At 43.2% G+C, this 15,063-nt stretch carries 12 protein-coding genes and 1 tRNA gene; 3 read left to right on the top strand and 10 right to left on the bottom strand.

Features of this window, described 5'->3' with window-relative positions; genetic code table 11:
- Positions 1–237 precede the first annotated feature (237 nt).
- From ligA to BWX39_RS06565, 3 genes are read right to left on the bottom strand one after another with little or no spacing between them, the layout of a single operon-like run.
- Positions 238–2,211, bottom strand: coding sequence for an NAD-dependent DNA ligase LigA (gene ligA / locus BWX39_RS06575; RefSeq protein ID WP_028904990.1), 1,974 nt, complete (start codon positions 2,209–2,211; stop codon positions 238–240).
- A 9-nt stretch (positions 2,212–2,220) separates the two neighbouring features.
- On the bottom strand, positions 2,221–2,886 hold the full coding sequence (locus BWX39_RS06570) for a B3/B4 domain-containing protein (protein WP_028904989.1): 666 nt from the start codon (positions 2,884–2,886) through the stop codon (positions 2,221–2,223).
- A complete protein-coding gene (locus tag BWX39_RS06565; RefSeq protein ID WP_028904988.1) occupies positions 2,877–3,272 on the bottom strand; it encodes a (deoxy)nucleoside triphosphate pyrophosphohydrolase in 396 nt (131 codons plus the stop codon). Before BWX39_RS06565 ends, BWX39_RS06570 begins: the two co-directional genes overlap by 10 nt.
- Before the next feature lie 166 nt (positions 3,273–3,438).
- Here BWX39_RS06565 and nhaD point away from each other — a divergent pair, with 166 nt between their 5' ends.
- Together nhaD and BWX39_RS06555 are read left to right on the top strand one after the other, a co-directional pair.
- Positions 3,439–4,821 (top strand): sodium:proton antiporter NhaD, encoded by a 1,383-nt coding sequence (gene nhaD / locus BWX39_RS06560; protein WP_028904987.1) that lies wholly within the window; start codon positions 3,439–3,441, stop codon positions 4,819–4,821.
- Between the two features lie 288 nt (positions 4,822–5,109).
- Positions 5,110–6,486 (top strand): tryptophanase, encoded by a 1,377-nt coding sequence (locus BWX39_RS06555; RefSeq protein WP_014709902.1) that lies wholly within the window; start codon positions 5,110–5,112, stop codon positions 6,484–6,486.
- A 709-nt stretch (positions 6,487–7,195) separates the two neighbouring features.
- Here the strand turns inward: BWX39_RS06555 and BWX39_RS06545 are convergent.
- From BWX39_RS06545 to BWX39_RS06530, 4 genes are all read right to left on the bottom strand, one after another.
- A tRNA-Arg gene (locus BWX39_RS06545) sits at positions 7,196–7,269 on the bottom strand.
- A 115-nt stretch (positions 7,270–7,384) separates the two neighbouring features.
- Entirely contained in the window at positions 7,385–8,020 is a 636-nt protein-coding gene (locus BWX39_RS06540) for a trimeric intracellular cation channel family protein (protein WP_028904986.1), read from the bottom strand.
- A gap of 30 nt (positions 8,021–8,050) precedes the next feature.
- Complete coding sequence (locus BWX39_RS06535) at positions 8,051–9,007, bottom strand: D-2-hydroxyacid dehydrogenase (protein ID WP_028904985.1); 957 nt, start codon at positions 9,005–9,007, stop codon at positions 8,051–8,053.
- 5 nt (positions 9,008–9,012) lie between these two features.
- A complete protein-coding gene (locus BWX39_RS06530) occupies positions 9,013–10,287 on the bottom strand; it encodes a replication-associated recombination protein A (RefSeq protein WP_028904984.1) in 1,275 nt (424 codons plus the stop codon).
- Positions 10,288–10,461: 174 nt separating this feature from the next.
- Between BWX39_RS06530 and BWX39_RS06525 the strand changes: the two genes are divergently transcribed.
- Entirely contained in the window at positions 10,462–11,274 is an 813-nt protein-coding gene (locus BWX39_RS06525) for a hypothetical protein (RefSeq protein ID WP_028904983.1), read from the top strand.
- A 446-nt stretch (positions 11,275–11,720) separates the two neighbouring features.
- Here BWX39_RS06525 and BWX39_RS06520 read toward each other — a convergent pair whose 3' ends face one another.
- The 3 genes from BWX39_RS06520 to BWX39_RS06510 form a co-directional block, all read right to left on the bottom strand.
- The gene (locus tag BWX39_RS06520; RefSeq protein WP_028904982.1) at positions 11,721–12,365 is read right to left on the bottom strand and encodes an HAD family hydrolase; all 645 of its coding nucleotides are present in this window, start codon (positions 12,363–12,365) and stop codon (positions 11,721–11,723) included.
- A 62-nt stretch (positions 12,366–12,427) separates the two neighbouring features.
- Positions 12,428–14,509: a YgiQ family radical SAM protein gene (locus BWX39_RS06515; protein ID WP_028904981.1), complete on the bottom strand. Its 2,082-nt coding sequence runs from the start codon at positions 14,507–14,509 to the stop codon at positions 12,428–12,430.
- Between the two features lie 182 nt (positions 14,510–14,691).
- Positions 14,692–15,036, bottom strand: a complete 345-nt coding sequence (locus tag BWX39_RS06510; RefSeq protein WP_014709909.1) for a hypothetical protein — start codon at positions 15,034–15,036, stop codon at positions 14,692–14,694.
- Positions 15,037–15,063 lie beyond the last annotated feature (27 nt).

The raw sequence follows: 15,063 nt of genomic DNA, 5'->3' as shown, positions 1-15,063 counted from the left end.
GGTTTTGTAATGTATTGATAACGAGTAGTTTAGCTAATAGTTATGCTTGCGAAAAATATTTACAACATTTTCGCCTCTTTTTCACTCATAAAATGAGTTGTTCACGCTCAATTTTTCTGTTCCGAAATATAGCTTATAGTGTCGCTGCAATGCCTTTGTAGTAGAGATATAACAAAATACCGCCATCAACAGATATGTTTTTATCCGTGATGGCGATATTTTTATGCTTCCCGACTTTTAATTGTTTGTGAATTTATTGATAAACTCTTCTTCCGAAATAATGTCTATTCCAAGTTGTCGTGCCTTTTGATTCTTGCCCGATGTGCTGTTTATATCGTTGTTGATAAGGTAGTTTGTCGATTTCGATACGCTGCCCGTAACCTTTCCGCCTTGGCTTTCTATGTAAGCTTTCAGCTCGTTTCGGTTCTTGTAATGGTGCACATCGCCTGTAACAACGAAGGTCAGTCCGTTGCACAGAGAGCCTTTTTCGATAGGTGCAGCCTCTTTGATTTCGAGTTCGGCAAGCAAGTGTTCAACAATGTTCTTGTTTTTCTCGTCTTGCAACCACTTCACGAAACTTGTGCTTTTCTCGGGGCCAATGCCCGAAATGGTAGAGAATACGGCCAAGTCGGTGGTGGTTTGTGCAGTTGAAATGAGTTCTGATAGGGGATAAGCCGAAAGCAAACGTGCGCAAACATCTTGTCCTACGAGTGGAATAAACAATGCGTACAGAAAGTTCTTAGCCTCTACGGTTCTTGCTTTCTCTATCGATTTCAGCAAATTTGAAACGCTTTTGCTTCCAAAACCTTCCATTGTGCGAAGTTCGTTGGCGTGTTCGTCTAAATGAAAAAGGTCGGCATATTCTTTCACCCAACCAAGATTGATGAACTTCTGCACGGTTTGTTCGGAAAGTCCGTCGATGTTTACACCCTCTTTTGATACAAAGCGGGCAAACTTTTTCAGCTGTTTTGCAGCGCAGTCTGGGTTGGTGCAGTGCAGCGTCTTGGTGGCACTGCTTTCGCTTTCCACCACTTCGGTGGCAGCCTTGCACACTGGGCAGGTATGCGGAATGGCGAGTGTGCCGACGGTTTCTGTAACGTTGATAACCTTTGGAATAATCTTGTTGGCTTTTATCACTTCTATTTTGGTGCCCTTGTCGCCTATTCCCAATCGTTCGCACTCCGATATGTTGCAAAGACTTGCACGTTTTACGGTTGTTCCTTCTAAACTTACAGGTTTGAAAACAGCAACGGGCGAGATGGTTGAGGCTGCACACGACCATTCTATATGTTCTAGTTCGGTCGCAGCACTCTCGTCCTGCCACTTGAAAGCATAGCCTGCCCGTGTGGCGTGGTGCCCTGTAACGCTTCCCGAAGTGGCATATATGGTGTCGTCGTACGAAATAACCAGACCATCGACAGGGTAGTCGAAGGTGTTCAACTTGACAGTCCACTTCTGTATAACCTCGTCTATACTTTCCTGCGTAGGGTGGGTTATCTGTTCGTGTTCTACCGTTTTGAAGCCTAATTGTTCCAAGAAGTCCATCTGACTTCCCCACGATTCAATGTCCTCGTCGGTATGAACCAATGTGAAAGGTATCCAGCGAATGTGTCGCGACTTCACGGCTTCGATGTTTTTCAGCGTGAGCGAGCCCGATGCAAGGTTGCGTGGGTTGGCATATTCTTCGCCCATTTCCATATTGAACACGTTGAAGTCGGTGTAGCTGATGATGGCTTCGCCACGGATAACGATGTGTCCTGTGTTGTCAATCTGTGGCAAAATGCCTTCAATGGCACTTGCAAGATGCGTGATATTGGTGCCGATGTGCCCGTTGCCACGCGTTACTACCTTCGACAACTTGCCATTGTCGTATGTAGCAACCAAGGTAAGACCGTCTAATTTCCACGAAAGCCAAATGGGTTTGCCTTCTGCCCATTTGGCAAGTTCGGCTGTACTCTTTGTCTTGGCAAGCGAAAGGGCAGGGTATTCGTGTTCTTCCTTTTCGCCCGCTATGCTGTCTGCGCTAACGTTGGCTGTTGGTGAGTCGGGTAGGATAGTGCCCGTTTCTTCCTCCAAACGTTTCAGTTGGTCGAAAGCTGCGTCCCATTCGTGGTCCGACATCATTTCTGCCCGACCGTTGTAATATGTATCGGAAGCCTTGTTGAGCTTATCAACAAGTTCCTTCATCGTTGCTAATTTGTCTTCTTGCATTCTGTTTACCTATTTATATATATGGTAAGTGCCACCGTCGCTTTCGCAATACTTCTGCAAAAGCTGTTGAATGAACTCCGCATTTTGCCTTACCGACGCTTCGTTGCCGTCGTATCCGTTGATTAATACCAACAGGTGGGTGGTGTCGATGGTTATCTTTGTGCGTTCGTGGTCGGAAGTCGGTGTGCCCACTCCGCCTATTTCGTCCCGATAGACAGGCAGTCCGTGAATGTTTATCATACCTCGTCCGATGCCCTCGTAAGGTTCTCCTTCTTTGCCAATGCCCAATGTGAGCGTGTTGCCCACGAACTTGTCGGCGTCAAAACCACCAATGCTGTAACCGAATGCCATAGAGGCAAGGTTGATAAGGTCTACCAATGTGTCTATCTGATAGAGAGCTTTACCTTGCAACACACGCCTTATAAGTGCTTCAGATGCAGGGCGATAGCGCGAAGGGTCTTTGCCACAGGCACGGTAAACACGGCGAGTGGCAGCAATGCCCGATATGTCTTTCAGTGTTTCGGTGGTAAGTTCGGCTTTGAATTTCGCTTCAAGCGTATTTATTTCGTCCCAAAGCGGTTGGCTGTACTGCGAGTTTTTCACTCTGGCTTCAACGCAAGCACCTACAAAATTGGGACAAACGGTTTCTATTTCGTTGCTTACTATTATTTCCATACCTCCTTTATAAGCTCTTTGTCGGCTGCCGTCCATTCTAAAGAATCGAACTCTCCTCGCTTCAACCATTTCGCATCAATGTGTGCAAGGAGTTTGAAATCGTAGTTGCGTGCCATACAGTCGTATGCTGTAAGGGTGATGATGAAGTCGGGATATTCGTAGGTTATGCTTCCCAATTGCCCACCAACGTAGACGTCCCAATCCATTTCTTCCTTTATTTCTCGGCGCAATGCTTCGTGGTCGCTTTCGTTTGGTTTTACTTTTCCACCTGGAAATTCCCAACGTTCAGCAGTATAGTCAGGGCCTTTTCTAAGTCGTTGCGTGCAAAGGTATCTGTATCCTTTACGGATAACTGCACAAACTACATTTATTTGTTTCTTTTCCATAACACAGTATTTTGCTACAAATATACTATAAATAAACCAATATTCGAGTATTTTCTGTAAAAATATCGTGCTAAAAACTTTCCACTTCATATCTTTTATATACCTTTGTGGGCGTTTTAGAAAGTATGTAATTTTTATTTACCAATTAAAAAAATAAATTAAAGAAATGTCTATATTAACAATCGCGATTGTCATCGTTTTTGTTCTTGGCTACGCATTGATAGCCACGGAGAGCTTAGTGAAAATAGACAAGGCTGCCATTGCCTTGTTGATGTTTGTATTTTGTTGGACATTGTATATGTTCGACCCTGCGCCATTTGTTCAGTTGATGCACGCTGGAAACGCTTCAGAGTGGACAGGCAACATTACAGAGTTTGTTAATAAACTCATTATAGAACATTTGGGCGATACTGCAACAACACTGTTCTTCTTGATGGGAGCGATGACAATAGTTGAAATAGTAGACCAAAATGGCGGTTTCAACTGGGTAAAGAATGTTATGAGGACGAAGTCGAAGCGCGCTCTGTTATGGCGTATAGCTTGTATGACCTTCATTCTGTCGGCTATTTTGGACAACTTGACGACAAGTATCGTTATGATAATGATACTTCGCAAGCTCATCAACAATAAGGAAGACCGTATGGTTTATGCGGCATTGGTTATTATTGCAGCCAATTCGGGTGGCGCATTCTCGCCAATAGGCGATGTTACAACAATTATGTTGTGGAACGCTGGTACGATTACAGCGGCAGGAGTTATCAGCGAAATCTTCATACCTTCAGTTGTTTCTATGGTCATTCCTGCATTTATTATGCAATATATGCTCAAAGGCGAACTTGCTATTGCAGCTCAATCGGAAACAGAAACTGCGGAATTGGGCGAGTTTGGAAGTAAACAGCGAAAGACAGTCTTTATTGTTGGTGTGGGCGGTCTCTGCTTTGTTCCAATCTTTAAGTCGATAACCCATCTTCCACCGTTTGTTGGTATTATGCTTGTATTGGGTGTATTGTGGACTGTAACCGAATTGTTTTATCGTCATTTGCATCGCACAAAGGGTGATGGCGTGAGCTTTGCGAAGCGTGTAACTAATCTTTTATCACGTATAGACATCTCTACCATTTTGTTCTTCCTTGGTATTTTGATGGCTGTTGCTTGCTTGCAAGAGATTGGGGTATTGATGAATCTTGGCAAATCATTGAATACGATATTCGACGAGAATCACTATGCCGTAACAGGTATTATTGGTGTGCTTTCTTCTATCGTAGATAATGTACCTTTGGTAGCAGGAAGTATGGGTATGTATCCTATTCAAGCTGTGGGCGATATGGCTGTCGATGGAATCTTCTGGCAGTTGCTTGCTTATTGTGCGGGTGTTGGTGGCTCTATGCTTATTATCGGTAGTGCGGCTGGTGTTATCGTTATGGGCTTGGAAAAGATAACATTCGGTTGGTATATGAAGAAGATTACTTGGATTGCTTTTGTAGGTTATTTGGCAGGTATTCTTTCTTATTACATCATTCGTACGTATATTTTCACTACTCCATTGTAAGAAAAGACAAAGCAATATATAAGAAGAGCCGCCATCAAGAAGGAAATTCCCATCTTGATGGCGGCTTCTTATGTTTAGAATTTTGTAATTAGTAATCGTGCCATTTCTCACTTCTTATTCACTATTCTTAATTCAAAATATCTATTAATGACTATTTTTTTTATGAAAAATATACACAAATGAAAAAGAATTGCGTATATTTGCAACTGCAGAAACCTATTCATCTCATAAATGGAAATAAATATTCTTATAACGATTATACACTATTAATTAAAAACAATTTGAATTATGGAAATACCATTTGCAGAGTCTTGGAAAATCAAGATGATTGAACCAATCAAGAAAAGTACACGTGAAGAAAGAGAACAGTGGCTCAAGGAGGCACACTACAACGTTTTCCAACTCAAGGCAGAACAAGTTTACATCGACCTGCTCACCGATAGTGGAACTGGCTCAATGTCTGACCGTCAGTGGGCAGCAATGATGCTGGGCGACGAGAGCTATGCTGGTGCTACATCGTTCTATAAGTTCGAGGAGACAGTACAGAAGATTCTCGGAATGAAGTATATTATTCCGACCCATCAAGGACGTGCTGCCGAAAACGTGCTCTTCTCTTATCTCGTTAAAGAAGGTAACGTTATTCCTGGAAATGCGCACTTCGATACTACCAAGGGACACATCGAAAGCCGTAAGGCGCACGCCATTGACGTAACGACCGACGACGCGAAGGACACCCAAAAGGAAGTTCCTTTCAAGGGTAACGTTTGCTTGAAGAAACTCGAGAAGGTGCTGCAAGAGAACAAAGGAAACGTGCCTTTCATGGTACTCACCGTTACCAACAACACCGTGGGTGGTCAGCCAGTTAGTATGAAGAATATCAAGGAAACCTGCGCACTCTGCCATCAATATGGCATACCAGTCGTTATGGACTCTGCACGCTTTGCCGAGAACGCTTATTTTATTAAGGTACGCGAGGAAGGTTACGCTGACAAGAGCATCAAGGAAATTGTTCGCGAGATGTATGCTGAGGCTGATGCAGCCACAATGTCTGCAAAGAAAGACGGTGTAGTGAATATGGGAGGATTCATTGCTACCAACAATAAAGAGTGGTTTGAGGGTGCAAAGATGTTCTGTATTCCAATGGAAGGCTACGTAACCTACGGCGGAATGAGCGGACGCGACCTCAATGCGCTTGCACAGGGATTGGACGAGAATACCGAATTTGATATGCTCCAGACCCGAATCCATCAGGTAGAATATCTTGCAAAGAAGCTTGACGAATACGGAATCCCTTATCAGCGTCCTGCTGGTGGCCATGCTATCTTCGTAGATGCAAGCAAGGTGCTCACTCATGTACCAAAAGAGGAGTTCCCTGCACAGACTTTGACTTGTGAACTTTATCTCGAAGCAGGTATTCGTGGTGTAGAAGTGGGCTATATGCTTGCCGACCGCGACCCAGAAACAGGCGAGAACCGCTTCGGAGGACTCGACCTTCTGCGCTTGGCTATCCCTCGTCGCGTATATACCGATAACCACATGAACGTGATAGCAGCTGCCTTGAAGAATGTCTTCGACCGTCGTGAGAGCGTTACACGTGGTGTTGCCATTGAGTGGGAAGCTCCGCTGATGCGCCACTTCACCGTTCAGTTGAAGCGACTCGGATAATAGTATAACTTTATCGTTAATAGAGTTTGAAAGCTAAACAACTCTGTCAAAACTCCAATAAAATGAGGGTGTAACATAAAAGTAAATTATGTTACACCCTCTTGTTTCTTTTTATATACACCTTATATATATACGTTGGTTCGGTATAAGAAAGTAGGTTAAATAGGCAATCTCGCAGGCATTTTTTAGTAATCTCTTTGATGAAACAATGAGAGATTTTTTGCTTAACTTTGTAAAGATAATTCTCTTAAAAAGTGATAACTGCACTTTGACATTGCGAAAGCGGCTCTTTTGCGATACAAAACCTACGCTTTTACCTTGCAAAACAGCCGCTTTTAGAACGCAAAACAATAGGTTTTGTAATGCGCTGATGGTTAGGTAGTTAAGTGATAGATATATTTGTGAAAAATATTTACACCTTTATTGGTTTCTTTTCGTTCATAAAATAACGTGAAATTGGTGTAAGAATTGGAAGAAAATACTTCACTTCTTTCTGATGATAAGCATATCAAATCACAATCAGTTCTTTCTTTAAGTATCTGATAAATAACGTGTTGGCGTAACTCTTGTGTCGAGCTTACCTTATATATACAGGTTTATGATACTTATATTAATGTTGTTGGAATAGGCTTCCAACTATATTAGATGAGCTATTTTCATAAAATGCAAATAAAAAAAGAGTTTAGATTGTTACATCTAAACTCTTTTGTGATTCCGGCGGGATTCAAACCCACAACCTTCTGATCCGTAGTCAGATGCTCTATTCAGTTGAGCTACGGAACCATTCTTTTTATGGTTGCCTTTTTAGAACTTTAGTGTTGTTCCTTAATTGCGAGTGCAAAGGTACTGTTTTTTGTTGTTACCACCAAATTTTTTTGAATATTTTTTTAGAAAGAAGTTAGCTTTCGTCGTGCAAAGTGGGCAGTTGAATGTGGTAATATACAGCAACAAAGCGAATTAAGACAATAAGGAAGAAAGTTGCAATAACTGTAAAAGTCATACTGCAATTCAATGCCAACATTGCCCAATAAAGCAAACCACCAGCAACAGTCGCAATAGCGTATATCTCTTTGCGAAAGATAACAGGCACATTGTTTAATAATACGTCGCGAATTACGCCACCAGCAACTCCGGTAATACAACCCATAATGATGGCAACCCAAAATGGGTGCCCAAACGACAAAGTCTTTTGCATACCTGCAATGGTGAAGAATGCCAAGCCTAAGGTGTCGAAGACAAACCAAGCATTGTTCAGTTTCTTCATACGTTTCCGAAGTATTACTGTGAGGAACAGGGCAACTGTGGTAACCAACAAATAGCGAATGTCGGTTGTCCAGAAAGGTCTGACACCTAACATAGTGTCGCGAATGGTTCCGCCACCTATGGCTACGGCAATGCCGCATACATATCCACCAAACCAGTCGAAATGTTTTTCTGCGGCATGCCTTATACCTGAAATGGCGAAGGCAAGTGTTCCCAAGCCTTCTATGAGTTCTAAAAGTGTTTCAGCGAACTTAGGGTCTGTAAATGTCATAGTCTGTTTTATGTTGTGATGTGCTATTGTTTATTTGTTTACGACATTTTGAGGATTGCCCTCAATAAATGCCTTGATGTTTTCAACACAAATATCCATCAATCGCTGTCGTGCTTCCAATGTAGCCCACGCAATGTGCGGTGTGATGTAAGCGTTTGGCAATTTCAGCAGCGGATTGTCTTTGTGTGGAGGTTCTTGCTCCATAACATCGGCACAATATGCTTTAAGATGCTTCTTCTTCAGTGCAGAAGCTACGGCTTCTTCGTCGATAAGTGCGCCACGTCCTGTATTTATCAATATGGTTCCCGGACGCATTTGTGCCAATACATCTTTGTTAATCATGTGTGTATTCTCCTTTGTCAGCGGGCAATGGAGCGTAATAATGTCGGCGGTATGATAGAGTCCTTCCAGTGTGGTCTTGCGAATCCACTCGGGTAGGTCGCTGCTGTTTTTGCTCGTATAGGCTGAAATGTCCATCCCTAACATGTGTCCGACCCATGCAACCTTTGCACCAATGTTGCCCAATCCGACTATACCCAGCGTCTTTCCTGCAAGTTCGAAGAGGGGTTCGTCCCAATAGCAGAACGACTTCTTGGCACTCCAAACACCTTCGCGTGTTTGACAAGCGTAGTGGTCAGCGTGGGTTGCAACATTCAGCAAGTGTGCGAAAACAAACTGTGTAACGCTGTCGGTGCTGTAAGCAGGAATGTTTGTTACAATGACACCGTGGTCTTTAGCTGCCTGCAAGTCGATGTTGTTGTAGCCAGTAGCCAATTCGCCGATATATTTTAGCTTGGGTAGCTGCTCTATAATCTCTCTTGTCATGTTGATTTTATTGACAAGAACGATTTCAGCATCTTTAGCTCTTTCTATAATTTGATGTTCTTCAGAGTAGTCGTAGAATACAAACTCTCCTAATTCCTTTACGCCGTCCCATGATATATCACCAGGGTTGGCTGCATAACCATCTAAATCTACAATTTTCATATCTTTCATTTTTTATATCTGTCTCCCCAACATTGCACCATCCATTGATAGTGTTTGTCTTCTTGCGGAGAGTGTTGTGCATGCCAAAAACGCTTGTCGGTAAGCGAATCGGGCATATATTGTTGTTCAATAAAATGTCCTGGAAAGTCGTGCGGATACTTGTATCCGTCGTTATATCCCAACGACGACATTAGCTTTGTTGGCGCATTGCGAAGCGGGAGCGGAACGGGTTGGTTGCCACTGGCGCGCACTTCTGCCAATGCAGCGTCTATTCCAAGATAGGCAGAATTGCTTTTTGGCGACACAGCAAGATACACCGTTGCTTCTGCCAAGGCTATTCGGGCTTCTGGCCAACCTATTTTCGTTACGGTATCGAAGGCTGCATTTGCCAAAAGCAGTGCGTTGGGGTTTGCCAATCCAACATCTTCCGATGCGCTGATGATCAGTCTGCGGGCGATGAACTGTGGGTCTTCGCCTCCTTCTATCATTCTTGCCAGCCAATAGAGTGCAGCATCGGGGTCGCTTCCACGAATCGATTTGATAAATGCGGAGACGATGTCGTAGTGCATTTCGCCGTCTTTATCGTATGCCAAGGGGTTCTGCTGCAAGCACGCTACAACGCTTTCGTTTGTGATAACTACTTCGTCGCCTTTTTCCGATGCTTCTATCGTAAGTTCAAGAATGTTCAACAGCTTTCTTGCATCGCCGCCACTGTATCGCAACAGTGCTTCGGTTTCCTTCAGCTGGATATTCCTTTCCTTTAAATATACATCGTTCGTAATGGCGTGGGTGAGCAGTTTTAGCAGCTCGTCTTTATCCAAACTCTTGAGCACATATACCTGACACCTTGACAGTAATGGTCTGATGACCTCAAAAGAGGGGTTCTCGGTAGTTGCGCCAATGAGTGTAACGATTCCTTTTTCGACAGCTCCGAGCAGCGAATCTTGTTGCGATTTGGAAAAGCGGTGTATCTCGTCGATGAACAAGATAGGGGAGGGCGAGTTGAAAAATCTGCCGTTCTTGGCTTTCTCTATCACGTTACGCACATCTTTCACGCCGCTTGCTATGGCGGATAGAGTGTAGAATGGGGTTTCGAGCTTGTTGGCAATAATCTGCGCCAATGTTGTTTTGCCCACTCCCGGAGGTCCCCACAGAATGAACGAAGAAATGCGCCCTGAGTCTATCATATTTCTCAAGACGGCACCTTTACCCACCAAATGGCTCTGTCCGACGTACTCGTCGAGCGTATGGGGGCGCATTCTTTCTGCTAATGGTTCCATTCCGTACGATGTAAGTGTGTATATGCAAAGTTAAGAAATCTATTTCATTATTCCAACCACTTTGCTCGATTTTTCATTGCAGATTTATTTTTACTATAATTTTCTTGCAGGTTCAGTTTTTAGTATTTACTTTTGCACCACTATCTATAATATTGTATTGTTAATAAAAAGAATATGAAGCGACAAGGAAAATCACTATCATTAAAAAATTTAACGAAGTCTACCGTCTGGGATATACAGGAGAACGATGTGTTTCGCTTATGGAGTCAGGCTGAGCGCGATGCTGATTTGAAGGATAATGAGAACCATTATCTTGATGTTATCAAGAGTGCTTTTACCCTCGAAGAAGTGAAAGTGGACAGACCTGAGGTTATTGCCAAGTACGAAGAACGTGGCTACAAAATTGGACAAATTAAGTTAGACGACAGCACGGTTGTGAAATGGGCGATAAAGAAAAAGCCTATCAACCGCATCTCTGACCTTACAAAGGACAACATACACCGCATTTCGGCAAGGAAAATCATAGATGTGCTCGAGGGAAATTTCGGCGGTGGCTGGGAGAGTCTGGACAAAAACGTTCAAGACATTATTCTTGGTGCTTTTGAAGTAACTACGACAACGCTGCCAACTGCCCGTTTGAAGAAGAGCGGAGGCTTGTACGAAAAGAAGGTTGCTGAAGGTTACGAGGTGCTCGAAATAAACAAAGGTGGCTGGACGGAAGCTATTTTCGTAAAGGAGATAGCCGACATACCCGAGGATATTGATATGGATTTCGACGATATGGATATGCAAACACCTGTCGTAAGTAAGGGTGAATTTGACGATAACGACGATGATGAGGATTTCCCAAAAGACAATGACGACGACAACGATGATGATTCGTTCGACGACGATAAATTCATAGAAGAAAGTTACAGAACTACTTTCGATGCCACCCCCGAAGATTTAGACATACAAGCGGAAGATATTACTGATGATGATTTCTAAGTTTTAAAATTTTATAGATGTGCGATGCACAGAAAAGAGGATATGCCAAAAGCTCATTTTTGACATATCCTCTTTTCCTTTTCAGTATATTGGCAAACCATACGTTTCTCTCTCGCTTCACGCTCATACAGATTCATGAATGTTTCCTTTTTGCTTTGCTTTTATGTAGTCCAAGATTTTGTATTCTGCTTAAAGTTTTTAGTTGTCTGATAGTTAGTGTTTTACATTTCAAAAACGAATGCTTTGCATCGTTTTACAATATGTTTGCGAAATTATTTACGTGTAAATAAATATTTTTCTACGTGTATGGAAGAATTTATTTACACGTAAGTAATTTCTTCCATACACGTAGAAAATTCAGCAGATTGAAGAAAACAAAAAAATATACCCTCCTTTTTGATAAGAAAAAGGAGGGTATGAATGAGTAAATTCTTCCTAATGCTATATCAATCGGGAAGTAGTTGGGACGGCTTTTCAACGAAGAAAGTAGCACCATGCTCGGTTAGGAACTTCTTGTCGCGAAATCCCCATAGCACGCTGGCGCAAGGCATATCGCAGTTTTTGGCAGTCATAATGTCTACATCGCTGTCGCCAATATACACCGCTGTTTCTTTCGATGCTCCTAATTGGCGCAAGGCTTCTATCACGGTGTCGGGTGCTGGCTTCTTCTTTATATTTTCTCGATCGCCAATAGCCACTTCGATGGTGTCGGGAAAGAAGTGTCGGGCAAGTTCTTGTGTGGCAGCATAAAACTTGTTGCTCACAATGGCGAGTTTCTTTCCACGTGCCTTCAGTTCGGCAAGTAGTTCGGGAATACCCTCGTATGGTTTGGTGGTGTCGAGGTTGTGTTCCAGATAATGTTGGCGGAATGTAGCGTAAACGTCTTCGAACTGTGGATTTTCGATGCCGTTTGGAATTGCCCTTTCCATTAGTTTTTTTACGCCGTTGCCCACAAACATTCTAACATCTTCTATCGAATGTTCGGGCATATTGTGTGTTCGTAAAGCGTAGTTGGTACTTGCAGCTAAGTCTTTCAATGTTTCGAGGAGTGTACCGTCCAAGTCGAAAACATACGTTTCAAATTCTTTCATTGTCTTTGTATTCTATTGTAGTATGCCTGTTTGTAGTGAAACAGACAGTATTTCTCTTTTAATTATCTTCTGTTCTTCTTCCCCTTGTTCCAATTATCGTTTTGCTTGTACGGCTTTTTTCGGCGACTTCTCTTGTCGTCGGCAGGGCTGCTTCCTATGGCTTTAGGGGCGTAGTTCACCTTTCCGTGGAAAGGTTTGTTGTCGTATAGTTTTCCTATAAGGTCGCTTCTGCCTATCCGTTTCAGTTCGCGTTCAATGTTTTTCCGCTCTTCGGGTTTGTACCAAAAGAAGAATTGACGCTGTGCCAGCTTCTCGTGAGGAGTCTTTGCCGAGAATATGGGCTCAAGCGTGTAGGGGTCGTAGCCCGAATACCACGCTTCGGTGGAAACCGTCATAGGCGTTGGCGTGAAGTCTTGCACTTGTTCCAAGTGAAAGTCAAGGTCTTTTGTAATCACTGCAAGTTCTGCCATATCTTCTTCCTTGCAGCCAGGGTGCGACGAAATAAAGTAAGGAATAATTTGCTGGCGCAGGTTTTCTTCCTTGTTTATCCTGTCGAATATGCGTTTGAATTGGTAAAACTGCTTGAACGAAGGCTTGCGCATAAGTTGCAGAACACGGTCTGACGTGTGCTCAGGTGCAATTTTAAGTCGTCCGCTCACGTGTTTTTTTATCAATTCGCGTGTATATTCACGTGCCGATTGATTGGCTTTCTCGTCTTTGCTGTCGTGCAGCAGCAAGTCGTAGCGCACTCCCGAGCCAATAAAACTTTTCTTAATGCCAGGCAGCGCGTCTACTGCTCTGTAAATTTCGAGCAGTTTGGAATGGTCTGTATTCAGGTTCGGACATATTCCCGGGTGTATGCAACTGGGTCGTTTGCAATGTTCGCAAGCCTTTTGGTTCTTTCCTGCCATACCGTACATATTGGCAGAAGGCCCGCCTAAGTCTGACAGATAGCCTTTGAAATCGGGCATCTGTATTACCTGTTTCACTTCTTTCAGAATACTCTCCTTTGAGCGGCTTGCTATGAATTTACCTTGATGAGCTGATATTGTGCAGAATGCGCAACCACCAAAACAGCCTCGGTGAATGTTCACACTGAACTTAATCATTTCGTAAGCAGGTATCACCTTGCCCTTGTATTTGGGGTGTGGCTCTCGTGTGTAAGGCAAATCGTAAGCCGCATCTACCTCCGCCGTACTCATTGTAGGGTAGGGAGGATTCACCACGATGTATTGTCCGTCTACTTCTTGCAATATGCGTTGAGCGTGTTTCTTGTTCGATTCCTCTTCGATGTGTCTGAAGTTTTCCGACTGAAACTTCTTGTTGTGCAGGCATTCTTCGTGCGAGTGCAGCACAATGTCGTCAGTCTTGATGCCTTCTGGTATTTCTGCTTTCTTGCAAAGATAGGCTATTTGTGGTATTTCCTTTATGTCCTTAATGTTTCTGCCACTCTCTAATTCTTGCGCAATGCTGACGATTTGCTTTTCGCCCATACCATAAATAATGACGTCGGCACCCGAATCGCATAGCACACTCTTGCGAAGGCTGTCTTTCCAATAGTCGTAATGGCTCAGTCGGCGCAACGATGCTTCGATGCCTCCCAATACGATAGGCACGTCAGGATAAAGTTGGCGAAGGATTTTAGAATACACTATGGAAGGGTATTCGGGGCGCAGGTCGTGGCGTCCGTCGGGTGAATAGGCATCTTCGGAGCGTAAACGTTTGTTGGCGGTGTACTTGTTTACCATTGAGTCCATTGCACCGGCAGAAATGCCAAAGTATAAACGTGGACGTCCTAACTTCTTGAAATCTCGGAAATCGCCGTGCCAATCAGGTTGCGGAACAATGGCAACGCGGTAGCCTGCGGCTTCCAAGGTGCGCCCTATGACGGCAGCACCAAAGGCTGGGTGGTCTATATAGGCATCGGCAGAAAACAGAATGACGTCTAATTCGTTCCATTTCCTTAGCTCCACCTCTTTCTTCGTAGTAGGCAGAAAGTCGGTGAGCATAAAGCGTGAGGTTGTTGTTCGAACTTCGTGCTCTTTGTTCTTTTGTTCTCCTGTGCTTGAATCTTTTCGCGAAGGCTTTGTGTTTTGGACTTGTGTCGCTTTGTTTTGCCTTCTTGTTGGTCTATTGTTACTCAAATTATGTTACCTCTTTTAAATTTCTGTTTGCCCTATGGAAAACACGTTAAAATGTATACGATATTTCTATATGATAGGACAGAATAAAAAATATGACGTCATATTTGGTCAAATATGACGTCATATTTGCTTGAAAATGACGTCATATTTTTCTGAACACCTAAAAAGTGGGGCGGAAAACCCTATGATGCGCTTCCTTCAATTTGCCCTTCTTTGGGTTGTTCTTCAGACTTCTGTTCTTTGCTATATTGTTTGTAAAGGTCTACAAGATTCTTCAGTCCCAATGCTTTCATATTCTGATGGTAAATCACATCTAAGCATAGGTCGAGCAGTTCTTTGTCTTTCCCTGCTTCTGACTCCAACAAACTGCGTACATTCAATTTCAGTTTATCGAGCACAACTTCGTCTACCACTCCGTTAGAATCGATAAGATTGGATAACAACGAATATTTTTGTAAGGTTGCAAGGTGCGTGTTGCTAACCTCTATGCTTCTCGTGCCAGATGTATTTGCTTGAATTTTGTGCATAATCCTTCGTTTTTATTTATGTTCAAC

The sequence above is a fragment of the Prevotella intermedia ATCC 25611 = DSM 20706 genome (assembly GCF_001953955.1).
Lineage (GTDB): Bacteria > Bacteroidota > Bacteroidia > Bacteroidales > Bacteroidaceae > Prevotella > Prevotella intermedia.
This window is presented reverse-complemented; position numbering and strand designations above follow the sequence as displayed.

Bases quoted from the DNA above. Each gene is read 5' to 3' on its own strand.
- BWX39_RS06555 (WP_014709902.1), top strand. From the start codon at position 5,110: ATGGAAATACCATTTGCAGAGTCTTGGAAAATCAAGATGATTGAACCA.
- BWX39_RS06510 (WP_014709909.1), bottom strand. From the start codon at position 15,036: ATGCACAAAATTCAAGCAAATACATCTGGCACGAGAAGCATAGAGGTT.
- BWX39_RS06570 (WP_028904989.1), bottom strand. From the start codon at position 2,886: ATGGAAATAATAGTAAGCAACGAAATAGAAACCGTTTGTCCCAATTTT.
- BWX39_RS06565 (WP_028904988.1), bottom strand. From the start codon at position 3,272: ATGGAAAAGAAACAAATAAATGTAGTTTGTGCAGTTATCCGTAAAGGA.
- nhaD (WP_028904987.1), top strand. From the start codon at position 3,439: ATGTCTATATTAACAATCGCGATTGTCATCGTTTTTGTTCTTGGCTAC.
- BWX39_RS06540 (WP_028904986.1), bottom strand. From the start codon at position 8,020: ATGACATTTACAGACCCTAAGTTCGCTGAAACACTTTTAGAACTCATA.
- BWX39_RS06535 (WP_028904985.1), bottom strand. From the start codon at position 9,007: ATGAAAATTGTAGATTTAGATGGTTATGCAGCCAACCCTGGTGATATA.
- BWX39_RS06525 (WP_028904983.1), top strand. From the start codon at position 10,462: ATGAAGCGACAAGGAAAATCACTATCATTAAAAAATTTAACGAAGTCT.
- ligA (WP_028904990.1), bottom strand. From the start codon at position 2,211: ATGCAAGAAGACAAATTAGCAACGATGAAGGAACTTGTTGATAAGCTC.
- BWX39_RS06530 (WP_028904984.1), bottom strand. From the start codon at position 10,287: ATGGAACCATTAGCAGAAAGAATGCGCCCCCATACGCTCGACGAGTAC.
- BWX39_RS06520 (WP_028904982.1), bottom strand. From the start codon at position 12,365: ATGAAAGAATTTGAAACGTATGTTTTCGACTTGGACGGTACACTCCTC.